The 16,909-nt window shown below is 69.7% G+C and carries 12 protein-coding genes; 8 read left to right on the top strand and 4 right to left on the bottom strand.

Annotated elements, in window-relative coordinates; translation table 11 throughout:
• Positions 1-37: 37 nt before the first annotated feature.
• The gene (locus ACIRON_RS24020; protein ID WP_402996182.1) at positions 38-508 is read left to right on the top strand and encodes a hypothetical protein; all 471 of its coding nucleotides are present in this window, start codon (positions 38-40) and stop codon (positions 506-508) included.
• A gap of 51 nt (positions 509-559) precedes the next feature.
• Here the strand turns inward: ACIRON_RS24020 and ACIRON_RS24015 are convergent, their stop codons facing one another.
• On the bottom strand, positions 560-1,312 hold the full coding sequence (locus ACIRON_RS24015) for an SGNH/GDSL hydrolase family protein (RefSeq protein WP_402996180.1): 753 nt from the start codon (positions 1,310-1,312) through the stop codon (positions 560-562).
• Between the two features lie 132 nt (positions 1,313-1,444).
• Between ACIRON_RS24015 and ACIRON_RS24010 the strand changes: the two genes are divergently transcribed.
• Positions 1,445-2,671, top strand: a complete 1,227-nt coding sequence (locus ACIRON_RS24010) for a sensor histidine kinase (RefSeq protein WP_402996178.1) — start codon at positions 1,445-1,447, stop codon at positions 2,669-2,671.
• A complete protein-coding gene (locus ACIRON_RS24005) occupies positions 2,668-3,327 on the top strand; it encodes a response regulator (RefSeq protein ID WP_402996176.1) in 660 nt (219 codons plus the stop codon). The genes ACIRON_RS24010 and ACIRON_RS24005 overlap by 4 nt, the downstream gene beginning before the upstream one ends.
• Positions 3,328-3,342: 15 nt before the next feature.
• Here the strand turns inward: ACIRON_RS24005 and ACIRON_RS24000 are convergent, their stop codons facing one another.
• The 3 genes from ACIRON_RS24000 to ACIRON_RS23990 all read right to left on the bottom strand — a co-directional run bounded on the left by ACIRON_RS24000 (position 3,343) and on the right by ACIRON_RS23990 (position 7,582).
• Positions 3,343-3,894, bottom strand: coding sequence for a DUF4822 domain-containing protein (locus ACIRON_RS24000; protein WP_402996174.1), 552 nt, complete (start codon positions 3,892-3,894; stop codon positions 3,343-3,345).
• A 117-nt stretch (positions 3,895-4,011) separates the two neighbouring features.
• A complete protein-coding gene (locus ACIRON_RS23995) occupies positions 4,012-5,268 on the bottom strand; it encodes a DUF222 domain-containing protein (protein WP_402996172.1) in 1,257 nt (418 codons plus the stop codon).
• Between the two features lie 472 nt (positions 5,269-5,740).
• The gene (locus tag ACIRON_RS23990; RefSeq protein WP_402996170.1) at positions 5,741-7,582 is read right to left on the bottom strand and encodes a flavin-containing monooxygenase; all 1,842 of its coding nucleotides are present in this window, start codon (positions 7,580-7,582) and stop codon (positions 5,741-5,743) included.
• A gap of 106 nt (positions 7,583-7,688) precedes the next feature.
• Between ACIRON_RS23990 and ACIRON_RS23985 the strand changes: the two genes are divergently transcribed.
• From ACIRON_RS23985 to ACIRON_RS23965, 5 genes are all read left to right on the top strand, one after another.
• Positions 7,689-8,870, top strand: coding sequence for a GAF domain-containing protein (locus ACIRON_RS23985; protein ID WP_402996168.1), 1,182 nt, complete (start codon positions 7,689-7,691; stop codon positions 8,868-8,870).
• Positions 8,871-9,067: 197 nt separating this feature from the next.
• Complete coding sequence (locus ACIRON_RS23980; protein ID WP_402996166.1) at positions 9,068-9,379, top strand: CU044_2847 family protein; 312 nt, start codon at positions 9,068-9,070, stop codon at positions 9,377-9,379.
• Entirely contained in the window at positions 9,369-13,634 is a 4,266-nt protein-coding gene (locus tag ACIRON_RS23975; RefSeq protein WP_402996164.1) for a hypothetical protein, read from the top strand. Before ACIRON_RS23980 ends, ACIRON_RS23975 begins: the two co-directional genes overlap by 11 nt.
• Before the next feature lie 120 nt (positions 13,635-13,754).
• Positions 13,755-14,465 carry an ABC transporter ATP-binding protein gene (locus ACIRON_RS23970; protein WP_378836216.1) on the top strand — a complete coding sequence of 237 codons (711 nt, stop codon included), beginning with the start codon at positions 13,755-13,757 and terminating at the stop codon, positions 14,463-14,465.
• On the top strand, positions 14,465-16,849 hold the full coding sequence (locus tag ACIRON_RS23965) for an ABC transporter permease (protein WP_402996161.1): 2,385 nt from the start codon (positions 14,465-14,467) through the stop codon (positions 16,847-16,849). The genes ACIRON_RS23970 and ACIRON_RS23965 overlap by 1 nt, the downstream gene beginning before the upstream one ends.
• Positions 16,850-16,909: the final 60 nt, after the last annotated feature.

The raw sequence follows: 16,909 nt of genomic DNA, 5'->3' as shown, positions 1-16,909 counted from the left end.
GCTTGTCACGACAACCCACCCACTGAAGGGAAACATCGTGACCTCCACCATCACCCGCCGCATGGTCGGCGCCGTCGTGGCCACCGGCCTCGCCGCCACCGGCACATTCGCCATGTCCGGCATCGCCAACGCCGAGGTTGGCACCGGCCTCACCGCCGCCGCCTCCTCGGTCTCCGCCCAGGCGACCCAGAACTTCGGCCTCACCGCGACCGAGGCCAAGGTCATCCAGGGGAAGGTGCTGAAGAAGTACGGCTACACGAGCGCGAAGTACCCGGGCACGATCGACGGCAAGCTCGGCACCAACAGCTGGAAGGCCTTCCAGGTGTACCTGAAGAAGGACTACGGCTACGCCGGCGCGATCGACGGCGACCCGGGCGAGAACACCATCAAGGCGCTGCAGCGCCTGCTGAGGCACAAGGTCGGCGCGAAGCTCACCATCGACGGTGACGCCGGGCCGAAGACGCAGGCCGCGTTCAAGAAGTACGCGACGCGGCTCACCAAGCCCTGATCACGTACGCCTCGTGACACCCGGCCGCCGGCGAGATGCCGCGGCCGGGTCTCACATTTCCGCGGTGGGCGTCCAGGTGGGGAACTTGGCGGTGCGGCCGTCTCCGGAGGAGCGCCCGGTGAGGCGGCGGTGGATCCACGGGCCGACGAACTCGCGGTAGTAGGCCAGTCCCTTCTTGCCCGCCGCGGCCTCGAAGTCCAGGTCCCACCAGCCGTCGGGGACCTCGACGCCGAGCGAGTCCAGGACGCGGGCGGCGACGCGGTGGTGGCCGCGGGCGTTCATGTGGAGCCTGTCCTCGGACCAGAAACGACCCTCCATGAGGGTGGTGTCGGGCCAGTTGTAGGCGCGCACGATGTCGTCGCGGTCGGCGACGCGCTGCTCGACCAGGTCGCAGAGCTCGTCGCCGCGACGCTGGAAGACCTTGCCGAGCGGCAGCCGGGCCGACGGGTTGGCGCCGGAGAGCAGGATCAGCGTGATCCCGTTGGCGTCGCAGGCCTCGAGCACCGGCTGAAGGAGGTCGGCGATCGCGTTCGCGTCGGCCTTCGGGCGGAGCATGTCGTTGCCGCCGCCGTTGAAGGAGAGGTGGGTCGGCTTCAGCGCCAGCGCGGCAGGGAGCTGCTCCTCCACGATCGGGCGGATCAGGCGCCCGCGGATGGCGAGGTTGGCGTACTCGACCCGAGTGCCCGAGGCCGCCCAGCCCTGGGCGACCAGATCGGCCCAGCCGCGTACGTGACCGGTAGCGGTCTCGTCGCCGACTCCTTCCGTGAACGAGTCACCGATCGCGACGTAGCGCACTGCCTCCACGAGTCCTCCAACCCAGTCAACCGCTGCCAGATCCATTGCCAGCCTCTGGATTCTAGTCCGCCCGGGGTCTGACCGTGACATCCGTCCCTGGGCTGACGTCGCAGTCGCCTCGGCTCCTCTACGGTGGGCTGCGTGGAGGAGTTGGTGCGGCCCTGGCGGCTCGGCCCGCGGGGGCGACGGTGGTTCGACGTCCTGCTCGCCGGCACCCTGTTCCTGATCATCCCGTTCTATGCCATCCAGGCTCTGCTCAGCGGCGGCGCGGCCAAGGACGTCTCCAGCACCAACCACGTCGCCGATCTGGTGCTCGTGGTGATCCAGCTGGTGCCGCTGCTGTGGCGCCGCCGGCACCCGGTGATCGTCTACGCCATCGTGGCCGGAGCCTGCGGCCTGCAGGTGCTCCTCCTCGACTATCCGCTCGTCTCCCAGGTCTCGTTCCCGATCGCCGTCTACTCGGTGGCGCGCTACGCCCGGCCGCGCTGGGGTCTGGCCGCGCTCGCGGTGGGCCTCTTCGGCTCCTTCCTCGGCGCCTACGACTGGCTCGGCGCCGTCGATGCCGCCTCCAGCGGCACGGGCCAGGACGAGATCAACTGGAGCACGTACGTCCCGGTCGTGCTCTCGCTGGCCACCTTCCCGGTGGCCGCCTGGGCGCTCGGCGCGCTGGCCCGCACGAGGACGGCGTACGTCGACTCCCTGATCCAGCGCAACGAGCAGCTGCGCCGCGAGGCCGAGCAGCGCGCCGAGCTCGGCGCGACCCAGGAGCGGGCGCGGATCGCGCGCGAGATGCACGACGTGGTCGCCCACGGGCTGAGCGTGATCGTGGTCCAGGCCGACGGCGCGCGCTATGCCGCCGAGCAGGATCCGGCCCTCGCCCCGAAGGCACTGGAGACCGTCGCGCAGACCGCCCGGGAGGCGCTGGCCGAGATGCGGCAGCTGCTCGGCCTGCTGCGCGACGGGGACGCGCTGACCCGTCCGCAGCCCCGGCTGGGCGACATCGCGACCCTCGTCGAGGAGACCCGGGCCGGCGGCATGGAGCTGGCCGCGCACCTTCCCGAGCCGGGCCTCGCTGTGCCGGAGGGCGTCGCGCTGACCGCCTTCCGGGTGGTGCAGGAGTCGCTCAGCAACGTACGCAAGCACGCCGGTCCGGGTGCCGCGGCCAGGGTCACCGTGACGGCCGAGGACGGCAGTCTCACGATCGAGGTCACCGACGACGGCCGAGGTGCCGCCGCGAACGCGACCAGCGAGCCGAGTGGGCTCGGGCTGGTCGGCATGCGGGAGCGCATCTCCGCCCACAACGGCACGCTCGAGACCGGCCCGGCATCCGGCGGCGGCTTCCGTGTCTACGCAAGACTCCCGCTATGACGATCCGTGTCTTTCTCGTGGATGACCAGGAGCTGGTGCGAGCCGGCTTTCGGATGCTCATCGACTCCCAGCCCGACCTGAGCGTTATCGGCGAGGCCGGCGACGGCCAGGAGGCGGTCGCCGCGCTGGGCCGTACCGAGGCCGACGTGGTCCTGATGGACGTACGCATGCCGCGCATGGACGGCGTCGAGGCGACCGGTCTGATAGCCGGCCGCGAAGACGCACCGAGGGTGATCGTGCTGACCACCTTCGACCTCGACGAGTACGCCTTCGCCGCGATCCGGGCGGGCGCCGCGGCGTTCCTGCTCAAGGACGCCCGGCCCGAGGACCTGCTCACCGCGATCCGCACCGTGCACGCCGGCGACTCGGTGGTCGCGCCGAGCACCACCCGACGCCTGCTGGAGCACTTCGCCGCCGCCGCACCCGCGACCGCCGGCCCGGCGCTCGAGGGGCGGCTGGAGACGCTGACCGAGCGTGAGCGCGAGGTGCTCACCCTGGTCGGTCGTGGCCTGTCCAACACCGAGATCGCCGAGACCTTCGTGGTCGCCGAGGCGACCGTGAAGACCCACGTCGGCAGACTGCTGGCCAAGACCGGTTCTCGCGACCGCGTCCAGCTGGTGGTGCTGGCCTACGAGACCGGCCTGGTCGGCCGCTGACCCCGTCGGATCAGGTCAGCTGGTCGGCTCCGCGTGGTCGGTGGGCGTGTGGACGATGTCGAAGTAGACGGACTTGTCGTTCTCGTCGGGGAAGACCCGGTAGGTGAACTCGTCCTCGGTCAGGGTGACGATGTCCGAGTCGCGCTCGAACATGACCTCCCCGGCCTCGTCCTTGGCGACGATGTGGCGGGTCTTGCCGTCCTCGGTGACGGTCCAGTCGCCCTGCATCTTCGGGGAGTCGTCGAGGTTGTACATCGTGAACGTGCCGCCCCCGTCGAAGTAGGCCCAGCCGACGAAGGTCGACACGTTCTCGTCCTCGAGAGGTACGTCCTTCCCGTCCTGGTCCACCGCGCCGGTGGTCTCCCACGCGGTCGAGGCGAGGACGTCGGACGGGGTCGCGCTCCGGGTCGACTCAGCGGCCTGCTGGGACGATCCAGCCTGCTCGGAGCCCGAGGTGGCGCCGTCGTCGGTCGCGCCGCAGGCGGCGAGCACGGCCGCGGTGGCGAGGGCAGCGACGGAGGTCGCAAGGAGACGGACGGGGCGAGTGGTGAACGTGGAATTCTTCATGCCTCAACGATCGCCGGATCCTGGCCCACAGCCATCTGGCAACGGGCCACGATCCGATAGCCGATCGGATGATCGGCGATCATCTCGTCAGCTAGATCCCGTTTGGGCGGCGCTGGTTCAGGTACGCCGGGTGAACCGGATTCGTCCGTCCGGGAGCCGCTGATAGGTGACGTCGGGTTCGTGGATGCGGCGGTGGTCGCTGTGGCACAGCAGGACCATGTTGGCGAGGTCGCTTCTGCCGCCTTCGGACCAGGGTTTGAGGTGATGTGCTTCGGTCCAGGCTGCTGGGGCGTCGCAGTCTTCGGCTTGGCAGCCTTGATCGCCGAGTCGGAGTGCTCGGTGTTGGATCGGGTGGGCCAGGCGGGTGGTGCGGCCGAGGTCGAGGATCTCGGAGTCGGTGCCCAGCACGACGGGGACGAGGTCGGCGTTGCAGGCCATGCGGCGGGCTTCGGCGGCGGTGATCTGGTCGCCGTCGAACCCCAACGCTGCGGTACCGAGGTCCTTGTGGAGGTCCTCCAGGTTCATGGTGATGAAGACCGTGGTGGCGTGCCCGCCGTGTCTGGGGAGGAGGTCGACGTCGTAGGTCTCGACCACCCGGGCGAAGGCCTGACCCAGGAGCCGGTCATACGGAGCCTTGTGGCCCTTGTCCTCCGCGGACCACTTCCGGGGCTGGGCCAACGAGTCGAGGATGGTGCGGAGCCTCATCCCGACGGCGCGGGAGACACGGGCGTGGAGGTCGATGGTGCCGTCGCCGTTGTCGCGGGAGGAGAAGAACGTGCGTCGTTGGGCGTGCTCCTCCTCTCGCTGCAGCGCTTTGGCCTCAGCGGCTTCGAATCGTTCGGGGTCGATCTCGGCGAGGATCTTGTTCCCGACGATCCGGAGCTCGTTGGCGGTCAGGCGGGTGGCGTGGTCGACCAGCAGCTTCTCGGCCAGGGCCAGGTCTTCGCTGCTGGCGGCCGGGTCGGTCTGGTCCAACGCTTTGGTGATTACTCGGGCTTTGTCTTGGGACACCACACCCTCGGCGAGGCCAGCGGCGACGAGGTCGTACTTGGCGACCGCGGTGGCGAGTTTCACCTGGGCTCGTCCGATGGTCTTGTCGACCAGGAGTTCGGTTCGCATCCATCCGGAGGCGTCTTTGGCGCCGGTCTCCTCGGCGATGTCGCCGGCGGTGGCTAGGACCCGGAGTTTCAGCGCGGCTTGTTGGGCGTGGATCTTCTCCAACCGGGCCAGTAGGTCCTTCTTCTGGCTGGTGCGCCAGTAGACCGGGTCACTCGTGAGCAGGTCGTGGAGGGAGGATTCGATGGCGGTCAGGGCGGTGTCGATCGGGTTGTCGGGGTTGGTGCCCCAGTGGTCGACGTCGTGTTCGAGACTCATCGTGTGCCCTCCCCTCAGAGGTGTGTCGTGATGGGTCTGATTCTACGCCCTGAATGGATACCTAGCCACCTATAGGTGCAGGTCAGATGCCATTTTCGCGGTGAGTGAACGGCCTCGTCCCTGTGGATGGTAAGTGGCCCGAAGGGCCGCCCCTCCACCCCCACAAGACCCACCAGTCCCGACAAGAATTTTCCGCGCCACACCCGGGCCGCCGCCCCGATAGCCAGCCAAATCTTTTCTCGATCTGGTCCGGAGTCCAGGACCGCCGAAGGCGGCCGGCGAAGCCGGCGCCCGAAGGGCGTCCTTGACGCCGGACCAGATCGAGAACACCCTCCAAGAACGGGTCGGCGGCCCAAGCCCCCATGAAGAAACAGTCGTCAACCGATGTCCTTCATGGGGGCCAGAGGCGCAGAGCGACCGTGTTGGTCTCGACACGCTCGCTAGCGCTCGCGGCTCGACCAGCGAAGCGCACTCAGGAGAGATGATGCACAGGCGCCAAGTTGTAGACCGGCGTCTCGATCCCCTCGAACCGAGCCTTGAGCTGCAGCGCGAGATAGAGCGAGTAGTGGCGAGACTGGTGCAGGTTGCCGCCGTGGAACCATAGTGCGTCCTGCTGAGTCGGCTTCCACATGTTGCGCTGCTCACCTTCCCACGGCCCAGGATCCTTGGTGGTGTCCGAGCCGAGACCCCAGCACTTCCCGACACGGTCGGCGACATCCTGGCTGATCAGGTCGGCGGCCCAGCCGTTCATGGAGCCATAGCCGGTGGCGTACACGACCAGATCCGCCGGCAGCGAGGTCCCGTCCTCGAGGACGACGGAGGACGAGGTCAGATGGGAGACCTGGCCGTGAGCCAGCTTGACGGAGCCGTCGGCGACCAGGTCGGCCGAGCCGACGTCGATGTAGTAGCCCGAGCCGCGGCGCAGGTACTTCATGAACAGCCCGGAGCCGTCGTCGCCCCAGTCGTGCTGGAACCCGGCTTTCTCCAGCCGAGCGTAGAAGTCGGCGTCGCGCTCGGCCATCTGCTCGTACAGCGGGATCTGGAACTCGTGCATGATCCGGTAGGGGAGCGAGGCGAAGACGAGATCGGCCTTCTCCGTGGTCATCCCGGAGGCGACCGCACGCTCGGAGTAGAGGTCACCGAGGCCGATGTCCATGAGCGTGTCGCTCTTCACGATGTGGGTCGAGGAGCGCTGGACCATCGTCACGTCGGCGCCGTGCTCGTACAGCGCGCCGCAGATGTCGAAGGCGGAGTTGTTCGACCCGATCACGACACACCGCTTGCCCTCGTACGCGTCCGGGCCCGGGTGCTTGGAGGAGTGGTGCTGCTCGCCCTGGAAGTCGGACATCCCGGGCAGGTCGGGGATGTTCGGCTTCCCGGACATCCCGGTGGCCATGATGAGCTGCTTCGGGTGCAGGGTGATCTCCTCCCCGCCGCGCGAGACGTTGACCGTCCACTCACCGGCGGCCTCGTCGTAGGAGGCGCCGGTGGCCGTGGTCGAGGACCAGTAGGGCACCTCCATCACCTTGACGTAGGACTCCAGCCAGTCGCCGATCTTGTCCTTGGGCGCGAAGACCGGCCAGTTGTCGGGGAACTTCAGGTAGGGCAGGTGGTCGTACCAGACCGGGTCGTGCAGGCACAGCGACTTGTAGCGGCCGCGCCACTGGTCACCCGGCCGCTCGTAGCTGTCGATCACGAGCGAAGGCACCCCGAGCTGGCGAAGCCGCGCGCCGAGCGCGATCCCGCCCTGGCCGCCACCGACGATCACCGCGTACGGCTGCTCGGTCAGACCCAGCGTCTCGGCCTCCTCCTGCCGCTTCTCGGCCCAGGTCACCCGGTCGCGGTTGAAGCCGTGCTCGGCACCCTTCGGACGACGTACGCCGCGGGGCTCCTCGTGGCCCTTGAGCTCGTAGAGCGTGGTCAGGAACGTCCAGGCCTTCGGGATCTGCCCACCTTCTGGGCTGTCCTCGACCTTCAGACGGAGCAGCCCGCGGCCGCGACCGATCGCGGTCTCGAAGGTGAACCAGGCGGTGGTCACGCCGGCATCGGTGGCCTCCGGCTCCTCGAGCGCGAACCCGGAGGGGTCGACGCGATCCAGCGTGGCCGAGAGCAGGTCGGCGACCCCGGTCGGGTCCTCGACGGTGGTGATGTTCCAGGAGAAGGCGACCAGGTCGCGCCAGAAGCTCTTCGTGGCGAACAGGCCGGCGGCCCGGGGGATGTCGCGTGCCTTCAGGGCCGCCTCGAAGTCGGCGAGCCAGATCTGCGCCGGGCCGCTCTGCACGGCCGGGGGAGGAGAGTCGAGTGTCTGCGTCATGCCTCCAGCACACCGCCGCGCGGGCGCAGGAGAAAGGGTTGCAACGGATTGCATGTGGCGCGGGTCACAGCGAGCACCTACCCTCGGAGACGGAGGTGGACGGCAGATGACAGCGACCGGAGCAGTCCCGGCGGGAGCGGACCTGCCGCGCCTCGCTCGTGACCTCGTACGCGTCCACGACGCCGTCCTGTCCGGCAGCCGCCCGCCGAGCACACCCCGGATCCTGGTCGAGCGCTCCTGGCGCCGCGTGATGAGCATGGGTCTGGAGCCCGGCAGCAGCAACGGCAGGCGTACGCCCTCGGCCGCCGAGTGCGCGGCGCGGAGAGCCCGCTCGCCGCTGGCGACGGTGATCGGCGACCTGCGCGCGGTGCTGACCTCGGCGGCGGACGCCGCGACGTACCTCATGGTGGTCACCGACGCCGAGGGCGTGGTGCTGTGGCGCGAGGGCTCGGCGCGGGTGCTCAGGATCGCCGACCAGCTCGGCTTCGTCGAGGGTGCGCTGTGGACCGAACGCGCGGTCGGCACCAACGCGATCGGCACCGCCCTGGCCGAGGCGGCCCCGGTCGAGCTCTTCTCCGCGGAGCACTTCGAGCAGGCCCAGCATCCCTGGTACTGCACCGCCGCCCCGATCCACGACCCCCGCACCGGCGCCCTGCTCGGCGTCGTCGACGTCAGCGGACCCGCGTTGACCCTCCATCCGGCGATCGGCGCCCTGGTCGAGAGTGCGGTGCGCCTGGCCGAGATGAGCCTGTGGCGACACCACCAGGAGTGGCTGGAACGCCTGCGTCGCGAGACCGACCACGTCGTCTCCGCCGTCGAGGGTCCGCTGCTGGTCGTCGACGACGACGGCTGGGTCGCCCACCACGCCGGGATGGCCGCCCGGGACCGGATCGCGGCGCCGCGCCAGGACAAGATGCTGACCGTCCCGGGCCTGGGGCTGTGCCTGCCCGAGCGGGTCGGCGAGCGCGGCTGGCTGGTCCGGCCGACCTCCTCGGGGGCGGGCAGCCTGACCGCCCGCCTCGATCCGGACGGCACCCTCGAGGTCGTCTCGGGGTCGGGCAGCTGGCGCACCACCCTGACCCGCCGCCACGTCGAGATCCTCACCCTCGTCGACGCCGCCGGTCCCGCCGGCCTCACCGCGCGCGGGCTCAGCGAAGCCGTCTTCGGCGACGCCGAGCACGTCGTCACGGTGCGCGCCGAGGTCTCCCGCCTCCGCCGCTCGATCGGCGCCCTGGTCTCGACCAACCCCTACCGCCTGGCCGACGGGGTCACGCTCACCCGGGGTTGAGCTCGACGATCGTCGAGATCGTCGCCCTGGTCCCGTAGTTCGCGATTCGGCGATCACCGGCGCCGAGCGCCGCTATGTTGGTGCGGTCGATAGCCGGTCCGGCGCTCGGGACGATGCCTGAGGAGCGCCGCGATCGCAGTCTTGGGAGGCGTTCGTTGATCGGTCGTTGGGACTCGTTTCCCGTTGTCGTCGCCGGGGTGGAGCTCGAGGTCGAAGTGGCTCGGCCGGCCGGCTCGGAGGACACCGGGGTCGGGGAGAGGGCACGCGAAGCCCTGTCCGGAGCGTTCGAGCATGCCCAGGAAGCGATCGTCGCGGTGGCCACCTCGACCGTCGACACCATCGAGCAGCTGGGTAGCCGGACACGTCCGCCGGACGAGGTGCAGGTGAAGTTCGGGTTGAAGTTCTCGGCCAAGGGCAACGTGATCGTCGCCGGAGCCTCGAGCGAGGCGACACTGGAAGTGGCGCTGACCTACCGAGCCGCCGCCGAGCACCGCATCGATGACGTCTGACGATCGCGTTCCGGGATATCTCGGAAGGGTTCTCGACGCGGAGAGTCGTCCTGTCGGCACCTGCTTTCAGGTGGTGCCCGGTGTCCTCGTCACCGCGTGGCACGTGCTGCGGGATGCAGATGTGGGGGACCTCGGCGACGAGGTCAGGATCGAGCCGCTCGGCGGAGGAGAAGGCTTCGTCGCGCGGGTCGAGAATGCCGACCAGCTGCGTGATCTCAGCGTGCTGCGTGCGGAGAGCGGCCTGGCCGAGGTCGTGCCGGGCATCGCCCCCGCCGACCGAACCCCGCTGCGGACGGACGTACTGGTCACCGGATGCGCGGATCTGCGTGACTCGCACCAGTACCAGTTCCTGGACGCTCCGGGGCAGTGGGCGGGTGGCACGACTCGGGATGACGGCGTTCGGCTGGGTCGGCTCACCGCCAGCGGTGTCATGAGGGGGATGTCGGGTGCCCCGGTCCTGGCCGACGGCGCCGTGGTCGGAGTCGTGCGAGCCAGATACAACACCGACGACGGCTGGGGACGTGACACGGTCTGGGTCGCACGGACCGAAGACCTCGAACCCCTACTGCAAGACATCGGTGTCGAGGTCCCGGCGCGAGGGAGGGCCGAGCGTGCCGAACCGCCCGCCGCGGGTGGCGTCTGTCCCTACCCGGGCCTCGCGGCGTTCGACAGCGGCCAGTCAGCCTGGTTCTTCGGCCGTACCGACTTGACCGCGAGACTCCTGGATCGGCTGACGGTCGCTGAGGAGCGCGGGCTGCCGCTGCTCGTGGTCGGCGTGTCCGGGTCGGGGAAGTCGTCGCTCCTGCACGCCGGCCTCCAACCCGCTCTGCTGCGAGGAGAGCTGTCGATCCCCGGTTCCGCGGCCTGGCCACAGATCAGATTGACGCCCGGCTCCCGGCCGCTGACCGAGCTGGTCAGTCACGCCGCCGCACTGGCAGGTGTCCCGGTCGGGACGTCGGTGGGTGACGTACGCGAGACCCCGGCGAGCTTCGCCGGCCTGGTGCGTCAGGCCGCGATCGCGCACGCACGGCAGAGCGGACAGGACGTTCCCGGCCGGGTGGTGCTGATCATCGACCAGCTCGAAGAGGTCTTCACCTTGTGCGAGGACGCTGCGGAGAGGGCAGCGTTCGTCGCCGCGCTGCGTGCGGCTGCCCACGGCATCGCCGGCGACGAGACCACTCCGAGCGCGCTGGTGATCGCCAGCCTGCGTACCGACTTCTTCTCCGCCTGCGCCGAAGAACCGGGTCTGGCCGAGATCCTGCAGGACAACCAGTTCCTGGTCGGGAGGATGAGTCCGGCCGAGCTTCGGAGCGTGGTGGAGGGCCCTGCCGAGGTCGTAGGTCTTCACCTCGAACCGGGCTTCGTCGATCGGGTGATCGAGGACGTCGTCGACGCCTCCGGACATCAACCAGGCACCTTGCCGCTGCTCGCCTACGCGCTGGAGGCCACCTGGGGCAAGCGACGTGGCAACACCATGACCCTGGCCAGCTATCAGGAGACCGGGGGCGTACGAGGCGCGATCAGCACGGCTGCGGAGAACCTGTTCCGCTCGATGGACGACGAGCAACGACGGATCCTGCGACGGTCGCTGTTGGCGTTGATCGCGGTCGGCGACGGTTCCGACGACACCCGTCGCCGGGTGTCGAAGTCAGAGCTGACCGGTGGCGATGAGCAGACCGAGACCGTGCTCAACCGGCTGGTCGCCACCCGCTTGGTCACGGTCGACAGGAACACCGACGGAGACGGCACGGTCGAGATCGCCCATGAGGCTCTGCTCCGTGCCTGGCTCCGGTTGACCACCTGGCTCCGCGAGGACCGGGCCAGCCTCGTCGTCCACCGCAGACTCACGGACGCGACGAGCACCTGGGTGCGCCTCGAGCGCGACGAGGGGAGCCTGTACCGAGGTGCACAGCTCGCCGACATCCGGGCATGGCTGGACGAACGGGACGACCGGAGGGCGAGCCTCACCGACCTGGAGCTGGAGTTCGTCACAGCGAGCGAGGTCGCCGAGGATGCCACGCGCGAAGCCATCCGGCGCAACAACCTGCGGCTGCGCCGCGGGGTGGTCGCGCTGGCCGTTCTGCTGGTCGTCGCGCTGGTTGCGGGTGGACTCGCGATCTGGCAGCAGCGGGTCGCAGACGCAGAGCGAGCCACGGCGGAACGACAGCGTGCGGCTGCGGTGTCGCGGTTGTACGCGCAGGAGTCGCTTGCCGCCCGTGACACCGATCCGCGTCGATCGCTGCTCCTGGCGATGGCCTCGTGGCAGCTGGCGCCGACGGTCGAAGCACGCGGGGCCCTCCTGGGCACGCAGTTCGTCCCCTACCGGGGAGCACTCGAGCCCGGGACAGCCCGACTGATCGACACGGATCTGAGCCCGGACGGCAAGACGGCCGCGCTGACGACGACCACCGGTTCCGTCACGTTGTGGGACACCCGAAGTCACCAGCAGGTCGCTGAGCTGACCGGCACGGATGACGAGTTCCCCACCGTGGAGTTCAGCCCGGACGGGAAGATCCTCGGCACCACCCACATCAGCGATCGACCGGATCACCGGCTGCGGTTGTGGGACCCGCGCACAGGCAGTCTGGTACGAAGCCTTCCGCTCCCCGAGAACGCCGTCGGTATGGCCTTCAGCGAGGACGGCAACCGCCTCGCGACCGTCTCGGGCGAGAACCCGACGATCATGGTGTGGGACGTGAACACCGGCCGACGCCTCAGGACCTTGGACAAGGGCGGCGCCGGCTCCGGGGTCGCCTTCAACCACGATGGCTCGCTGCTCGCGGCCGGTGCGGGCGACAACAGCGTGCGGGTGTGGAGGGCCGACACCGGCCGGCAGGTGGCCGTCTTCGCCGGCCACGAGAAGCTCGTGACCAGCGTGGACTTCAGCCCGAACGGACGGCTGCTCTCCAGCAGCAGCGCCGACGGGACCGTTCGGCTCTGGGACGTCCGAGACGGTGAGGGACCGAGCATCCAGGTGCTGCGTCCGACAGAAGAGGACGAGTTCATCGCGGACGCGGAGTTCAGTCCGGACGGTCTGCAGGTGGTCGCGGGCACGAACAAGGGCAAGGGCGTCCAACGGTGGCGCGTCGCCGACGGCGAACCCCTGCCCGCCTTCTTCGGACACACCAACGGCGTCGGCTCGGTGGACTACCGTCGCGACGGGCGCACCGTGCTCAGCGGAAGCGTCGACGGATCGGCGATCCTGTGGCAGGCCCAGACGAACGTGATCTACCAGTCGCACGCCCCGGTGGCCGCGGCATTCAGCCAGGACCGGCGACTCCTGGCCTTCACCAGGGACGACACGGTCACGCTGTGGGATGCGGCCAGGCGGTCGTTCGTCCGGGAGCTGAAGACCGGCCTCGTCCATTCGCTGTCGTTCAGCCCGGACGGGACCCAGCTGGCCACGGCAGGCGCCGACGGATCGGTACGGCTGTGGAGCACCACCTCCGGACGCTCGGGACGCCCCGGCACCATCGGGGACGACATGGTGGCGTACTCGGTCAGGTTCAGCCCGGACGGAAAGATCCTGACTGCGCACGGTGGCCCGTCCTATGACGACATGCGATCGCGCACCGCGCGTATGCCCGCGCGCTACGTCCTGCTTCACTGGGACCTCGCCGAACCCATCGCTGATCCCGTGCGGACCACCTACGAGGTCAGCGACGTCTCGACCGACCCGTACCCGACCGGTGACACGGCCTACTCGCCCGATGGGAAGCTGTTCGCGGTCCCGTTGAGCACCGATGCGGTCGAGGTACGTCGAACCGGAGACGCCGAGCTGGTCGACACCATCAGAACCGGTCACGGAAGTGTCACCTCGGTGGTGTTCAGCAACGACGGCACCGTGCTGGCCACCGGTGGGGCCGACCGAGATCTGCGACTGTGGAAGGTCTCCTCGAGAAAGCAGATCGGTCCCACGTTGAGCGGACACGGCGGGACCGTCAGCCGGATGGCCTTCCTGCCGGACGGCGACACGCTCGTCTCCGTCAGCCAGTCCGACGATTCGGTACGACTGTGGAGCGTCTCCGCGCACCGATCTCTGGCGGCGGTGCGAACCCTGGGCAACCTGAACGACCTCGCTGTGCAGTCCGAGACCGGCCTCGTCGCCGTCACGGGTGTCTACTCCCAGGTCGACATCTTCGAACCCGACCCGGATCGGGTGCTCGCTGACCTCTGCTCAGTCTTCCGCGGCACGTCGCTCGCCAAGGAATGGAAGTCCACCGGAAAGGACCCGGACCAAGCTCCTCGCTGTTGAGAGGCTGCGGGGATCAGGGATGACCCTGGGGCGACCCTTGCCGATCAACCCCAGGTCGTACGTCCGGATCAGCCCCCAGCCCGATGTGCGCCGACGCCTTCAGACGAGAGGGTCGGTGGCATGACACAGACCTCTGTTCCCACGATGACAGCCGCCGCGCGGGCGGTGGGCCTGACCAAGACCTACGGCAAGGGCGCGACCGAGGTGCACGCACTACGTGGCGTCGATCTGGAGATCCGCAGCGGCGCCTTCACCGCGATCATGGGCCCCAGCGGCTCGGGCAAGTCGACACTGATGCACTGCCTGGCCGGCCTCGACCGTCCCACCAGCGGTGAGGTGACGGTCGCGGGCCAACCGCTGCAGAACCTCAACGACGACCAGCTGACCATCTTCCGGCGCGAGAACATCGGCTTCGTCTTCCAGGCGTTCAACCTGCTGCCGATGCTCACCGCCGGGCAGAACATCCAGCTGCCGCTGGAGCTCGCCGGCAGGCGGGTGACCGACGAGACCCGCGCCCGGGCGCAGATGATCGCCGACACCCTCGGCATCGGCCAGCGCCTGGGACACAAGCCCTCCGAGCTCTCCGGCGGCCAGCAGCAGCGTGTGGCCATCGCCCGTGCGCTGGTCACCCAGCCCGCGATCCTCTTCGCCGACGAGCCCACCGGAAACCTCGACTCCGAGACGTCGGCCGAGGTCCTCGACCACCTGCGCCGCAGCGTCCGCGAGCTCGGTCAGACCGTGGTCATGGTGACCCACGAGGCCTCCGCCGCGGCGTACGCCGACGAGATCGTCACCGTGAAGGACGGACACATCGAAGGGGTGACGCGCTGATGCGGACGGTGCTGTTCGCATCCCTGCGGACCTACGCCCGCCGGTACGCCGCGGCAGTCGTGGCGGTCATCGCCGCGGTCGCGCTGATCGTGGTGACCAACGCGCTCACCTCGGCGACGAAGTCGGGCCTGTTCGCGGGCATCGACGCGCCGTTCCGCAACGCGGTGGGCGCGGTCGACCTCCCCTCGGACGAGGTCACCGACAAGTACGTCGAGAAGGGCGGCTGGGCGCTGGCTCTCTCGATGCAGCCGGTCCGCACCGACGAGACCATGCTCGGCCAGGACATCATGGTCGGCGCGGTCTCCACCGAGAAGCGCTGGCAGTGGCAGGACCTCGAGGAGGGCCGGTTCCCGACCCGCGCCGGCGAGGCCGTGGTCGATGCCAACGCCGCCAAGACCAACAAGGTCGCCATCGGCGACACGCTGAAGGTCGGTAGCGGCACGACCGCGATCAAGACGACAGTCGTCGGCCTGGTGGACGCCCCGTCGATGTGGTCCTCGCCGATCTACGTCACCTGGCCCGAGATGCAGGGCTGGGAGGACCAGTACGTCCAAGCCGTCATGACCGCGGGACCCGGCGCCGAGGCCGACCGCTGGCTGAACACCGACGACTACCTCACCGAGCTGCAGACCCAGCTCAACAAGGAGGTCAACGTCGTGGCGTACATGGTCCTGATCTTCGCCTTCATCGCGCTGTTCGTCTCCGTGCTGGTCATCACCAACACCTTCTCGATCCTGTTCGCCCAGCGGATGCGCGACTTCGCGCTGCTGCGCGCGATGGGCGCGACGAAGCGTCAGGTCCTGAGATCGGTACGCCGCGAGGCGCTCGCTCTCGGGGTGATCGCCTCGTTGCTCGGCCTGGCGGTCGGCGTCCTGCTCGGCTGGGGGATCGTCGCGCTGGTGCGGCAGCTCGCCGAGACCGCGCCGCTGGGTGATGTGGCCTTCGAGTGGCCCTGGCTCGTGGGTGCGTTCGTCCTCGGCGTGCTCACCACGCTGGTCGCCTCGTGGCTGCCCACCCGCCGGCTGATGCGGCTGAGCCCGCTGGCCGCGCTGCGGCCGCAGGAGGGCTTCGACGTACGCGGCGCCGGGATGTTCCGGATCGGTCTCGGCCTGGTCGTGGCCCTGGTCGGCATCGCGACCATCTTCGTGGCCGTGGGATGGGACGACGCCCAGACCGGGATGCTGATCGTGCTGCTCGGCTGCGGGGTCACCTTCATCGGCGTGATGCTCCTCGGGCCCGCGCTGGTGCCGGGCCTGGTGCGGCTGGCCGGCTCGGCGCTGGCCCTGGTCGCCGGCTCCCCGGCGAAGCTCGCCGCGGCCAACGCCGGACGCAACCCGAAGCGCACCGCCGCCACCGCGGCCTCGCTGCTCGTCGGCGTCACCCTCACCACCGGTGTGCTCACCGGGATGGCGACCATCCGCGGCGCCACCCTGGACGAGATGGCGAAGCAGCACCCGATCGACATCGCGCTCCAGGCCGAGTCGAAGCCGCTGCCGGACTCGGTGGCCGGGGACGCGAAGGCGGTCCCGGGCGTCGCGGACGCGGTCGCCGTACCGGGAGCCATGGCGTCGGTGCGGACCGACGGTAAGCCCGTTCCGCTGCCCGTCGTCGCCCCGCCGGGCGGAGACATCGCCCTCGAGGACCTGAGCGTGAAGCCCGGCACCATGGTGATCTCCCCGGCGGCCGCCTCGGCCTTCGTGGAGGACGGGTTCGAGGCGACCGGCGAGAAGGTCGAGCTGGTCGTCGGTGACCGGACCGCGACGGTGACCCTGGACGTACGCGAGATCGACGGAGCGCCGCAGATCTCCGCGGCCACGCTGCGGACGCTGACCGAGGACCCGCAGACGTACGCCGTCTGGGTCCGTGCCGACGCGGGCGCCGACCCGGAGGACCTGGCGGGCGCGCTCGGAGTTCTCGCCCCCGACGCCGAGCTCACCAACGGCAAGGGTCAGCGTGCCTGGGTCGAGCTGCAGCTGGACGTGTTCACCTGGGCGGTGGTCGGGCTGCTGGCGATCTCGGTGCTGATCGCGCTGGCCGGCATCGCGAACACGCTGGGCCTCTCGGTGCTCGAGCGTGGTCGCGAGCACGCGCTGCTGCGGGCGCTGGGCCTGACCCGGCGCCAGCTGCGGCGGACGCTGGCCGCCGAGGCGGTGCTGCTCTCGGCGGTGGCGGCCCTCGTCGGCACCGCGCTGGGCGTCTTCTTCGCCTGGGGCGGCAGCGAGATCCTGGTCGGCGACATGCTGCCCGACGCCACCTTCGAGCTGCCGGTGCTGCAGCTGGTGGCGGTGATCGTGGCCGCGGGCCTGGCCGGCCTTGTCTCCTGCGTTGCGCCGTCCAAGAGGGCCACCAAGGTCAGCCCGGCGGAGGGACTCGCGCTGGACTGACGCGGCAGCATCGACGTGTGGGTCTCGACACGCCTTCGCCTAGCGGCTCCGGCGGCTCGA

The organism is Nocardioides sp. NPDC101246 (assembly GCF_044767415.1).
Classification (GTDB): domain Bacteria; phylum Actinomycetota; class Actinomycetes; order Propionibacteriales; family Nocardioidaceae; genus Nocardioides.
This window is presented reverse-complemented; position numbering and strand designations above follow the sequence as displayed.

What these genes read in the sequence shown, in the direction of transcription:
- ACIRON_RS24005 (WP_402996176.1), top strand. Translation starts at nt 2,668, where the DNA reads ATGACGATCCGTGTCTTTCTCGTGGATGACCAGGAGCTGGTGCGAGCC.
- ACIRON_RS24000 (WP_402996174.1), bottom strand. Translation starts at nt 3,894, where the DNA reads ATGAAGAATTCCACGTTCACCACTCGCCCCGTCCGTCTCCTTGCGACC.
- ACIRON_RS23995 (WP_402996172.1), bottom strand. Translation starts at nt 5,268, where the DNA reads ATGAGTCTCGAACACGACGTCGACCACTGGGGCACCAACCCCGACAAC.
- ACIRON_RS23990 (WP_402996170.1), bottom strand. Translation starts at nt 7,582, where the DNA reads ATGACGCAGACACTCGACTCTCCTCCCCCGGCCGTGCAGAGCGGCCCG.
- ACIRON_RS23985 (WP_402996168.1), top strand. Translation starts at nt 7,689, where the DNA reads ATGACAGCGACCGGAGCAGTCCCGGCGGGAGCGGACCTGCCGCGCCTC.
- ACIRON_RS23975 (WP_402996164.1), top strand. Translation starts at nt 9,369, where the DNA reads ATGACGTCTGACGATCGCGTTCCGGGATATCTCGGAAGGGTTCTCGAC.
- ACIRON_RS23970 (WP_378836216.1), top strand. Translation starts at nt 13,755, where the DNA reads ATGACACAGACCTCTGTTCCCACGATGACAGCCGCCGCGCGGGCGGTG.
- ACIRON_RS23965 (WP_402996161.1), top strand. Translation starts at nt 14,465, where the DNA reads ATGCGGACGGTGCTGTTCGCATCCCTGCGGACCTACGCCCGCCGGTAC.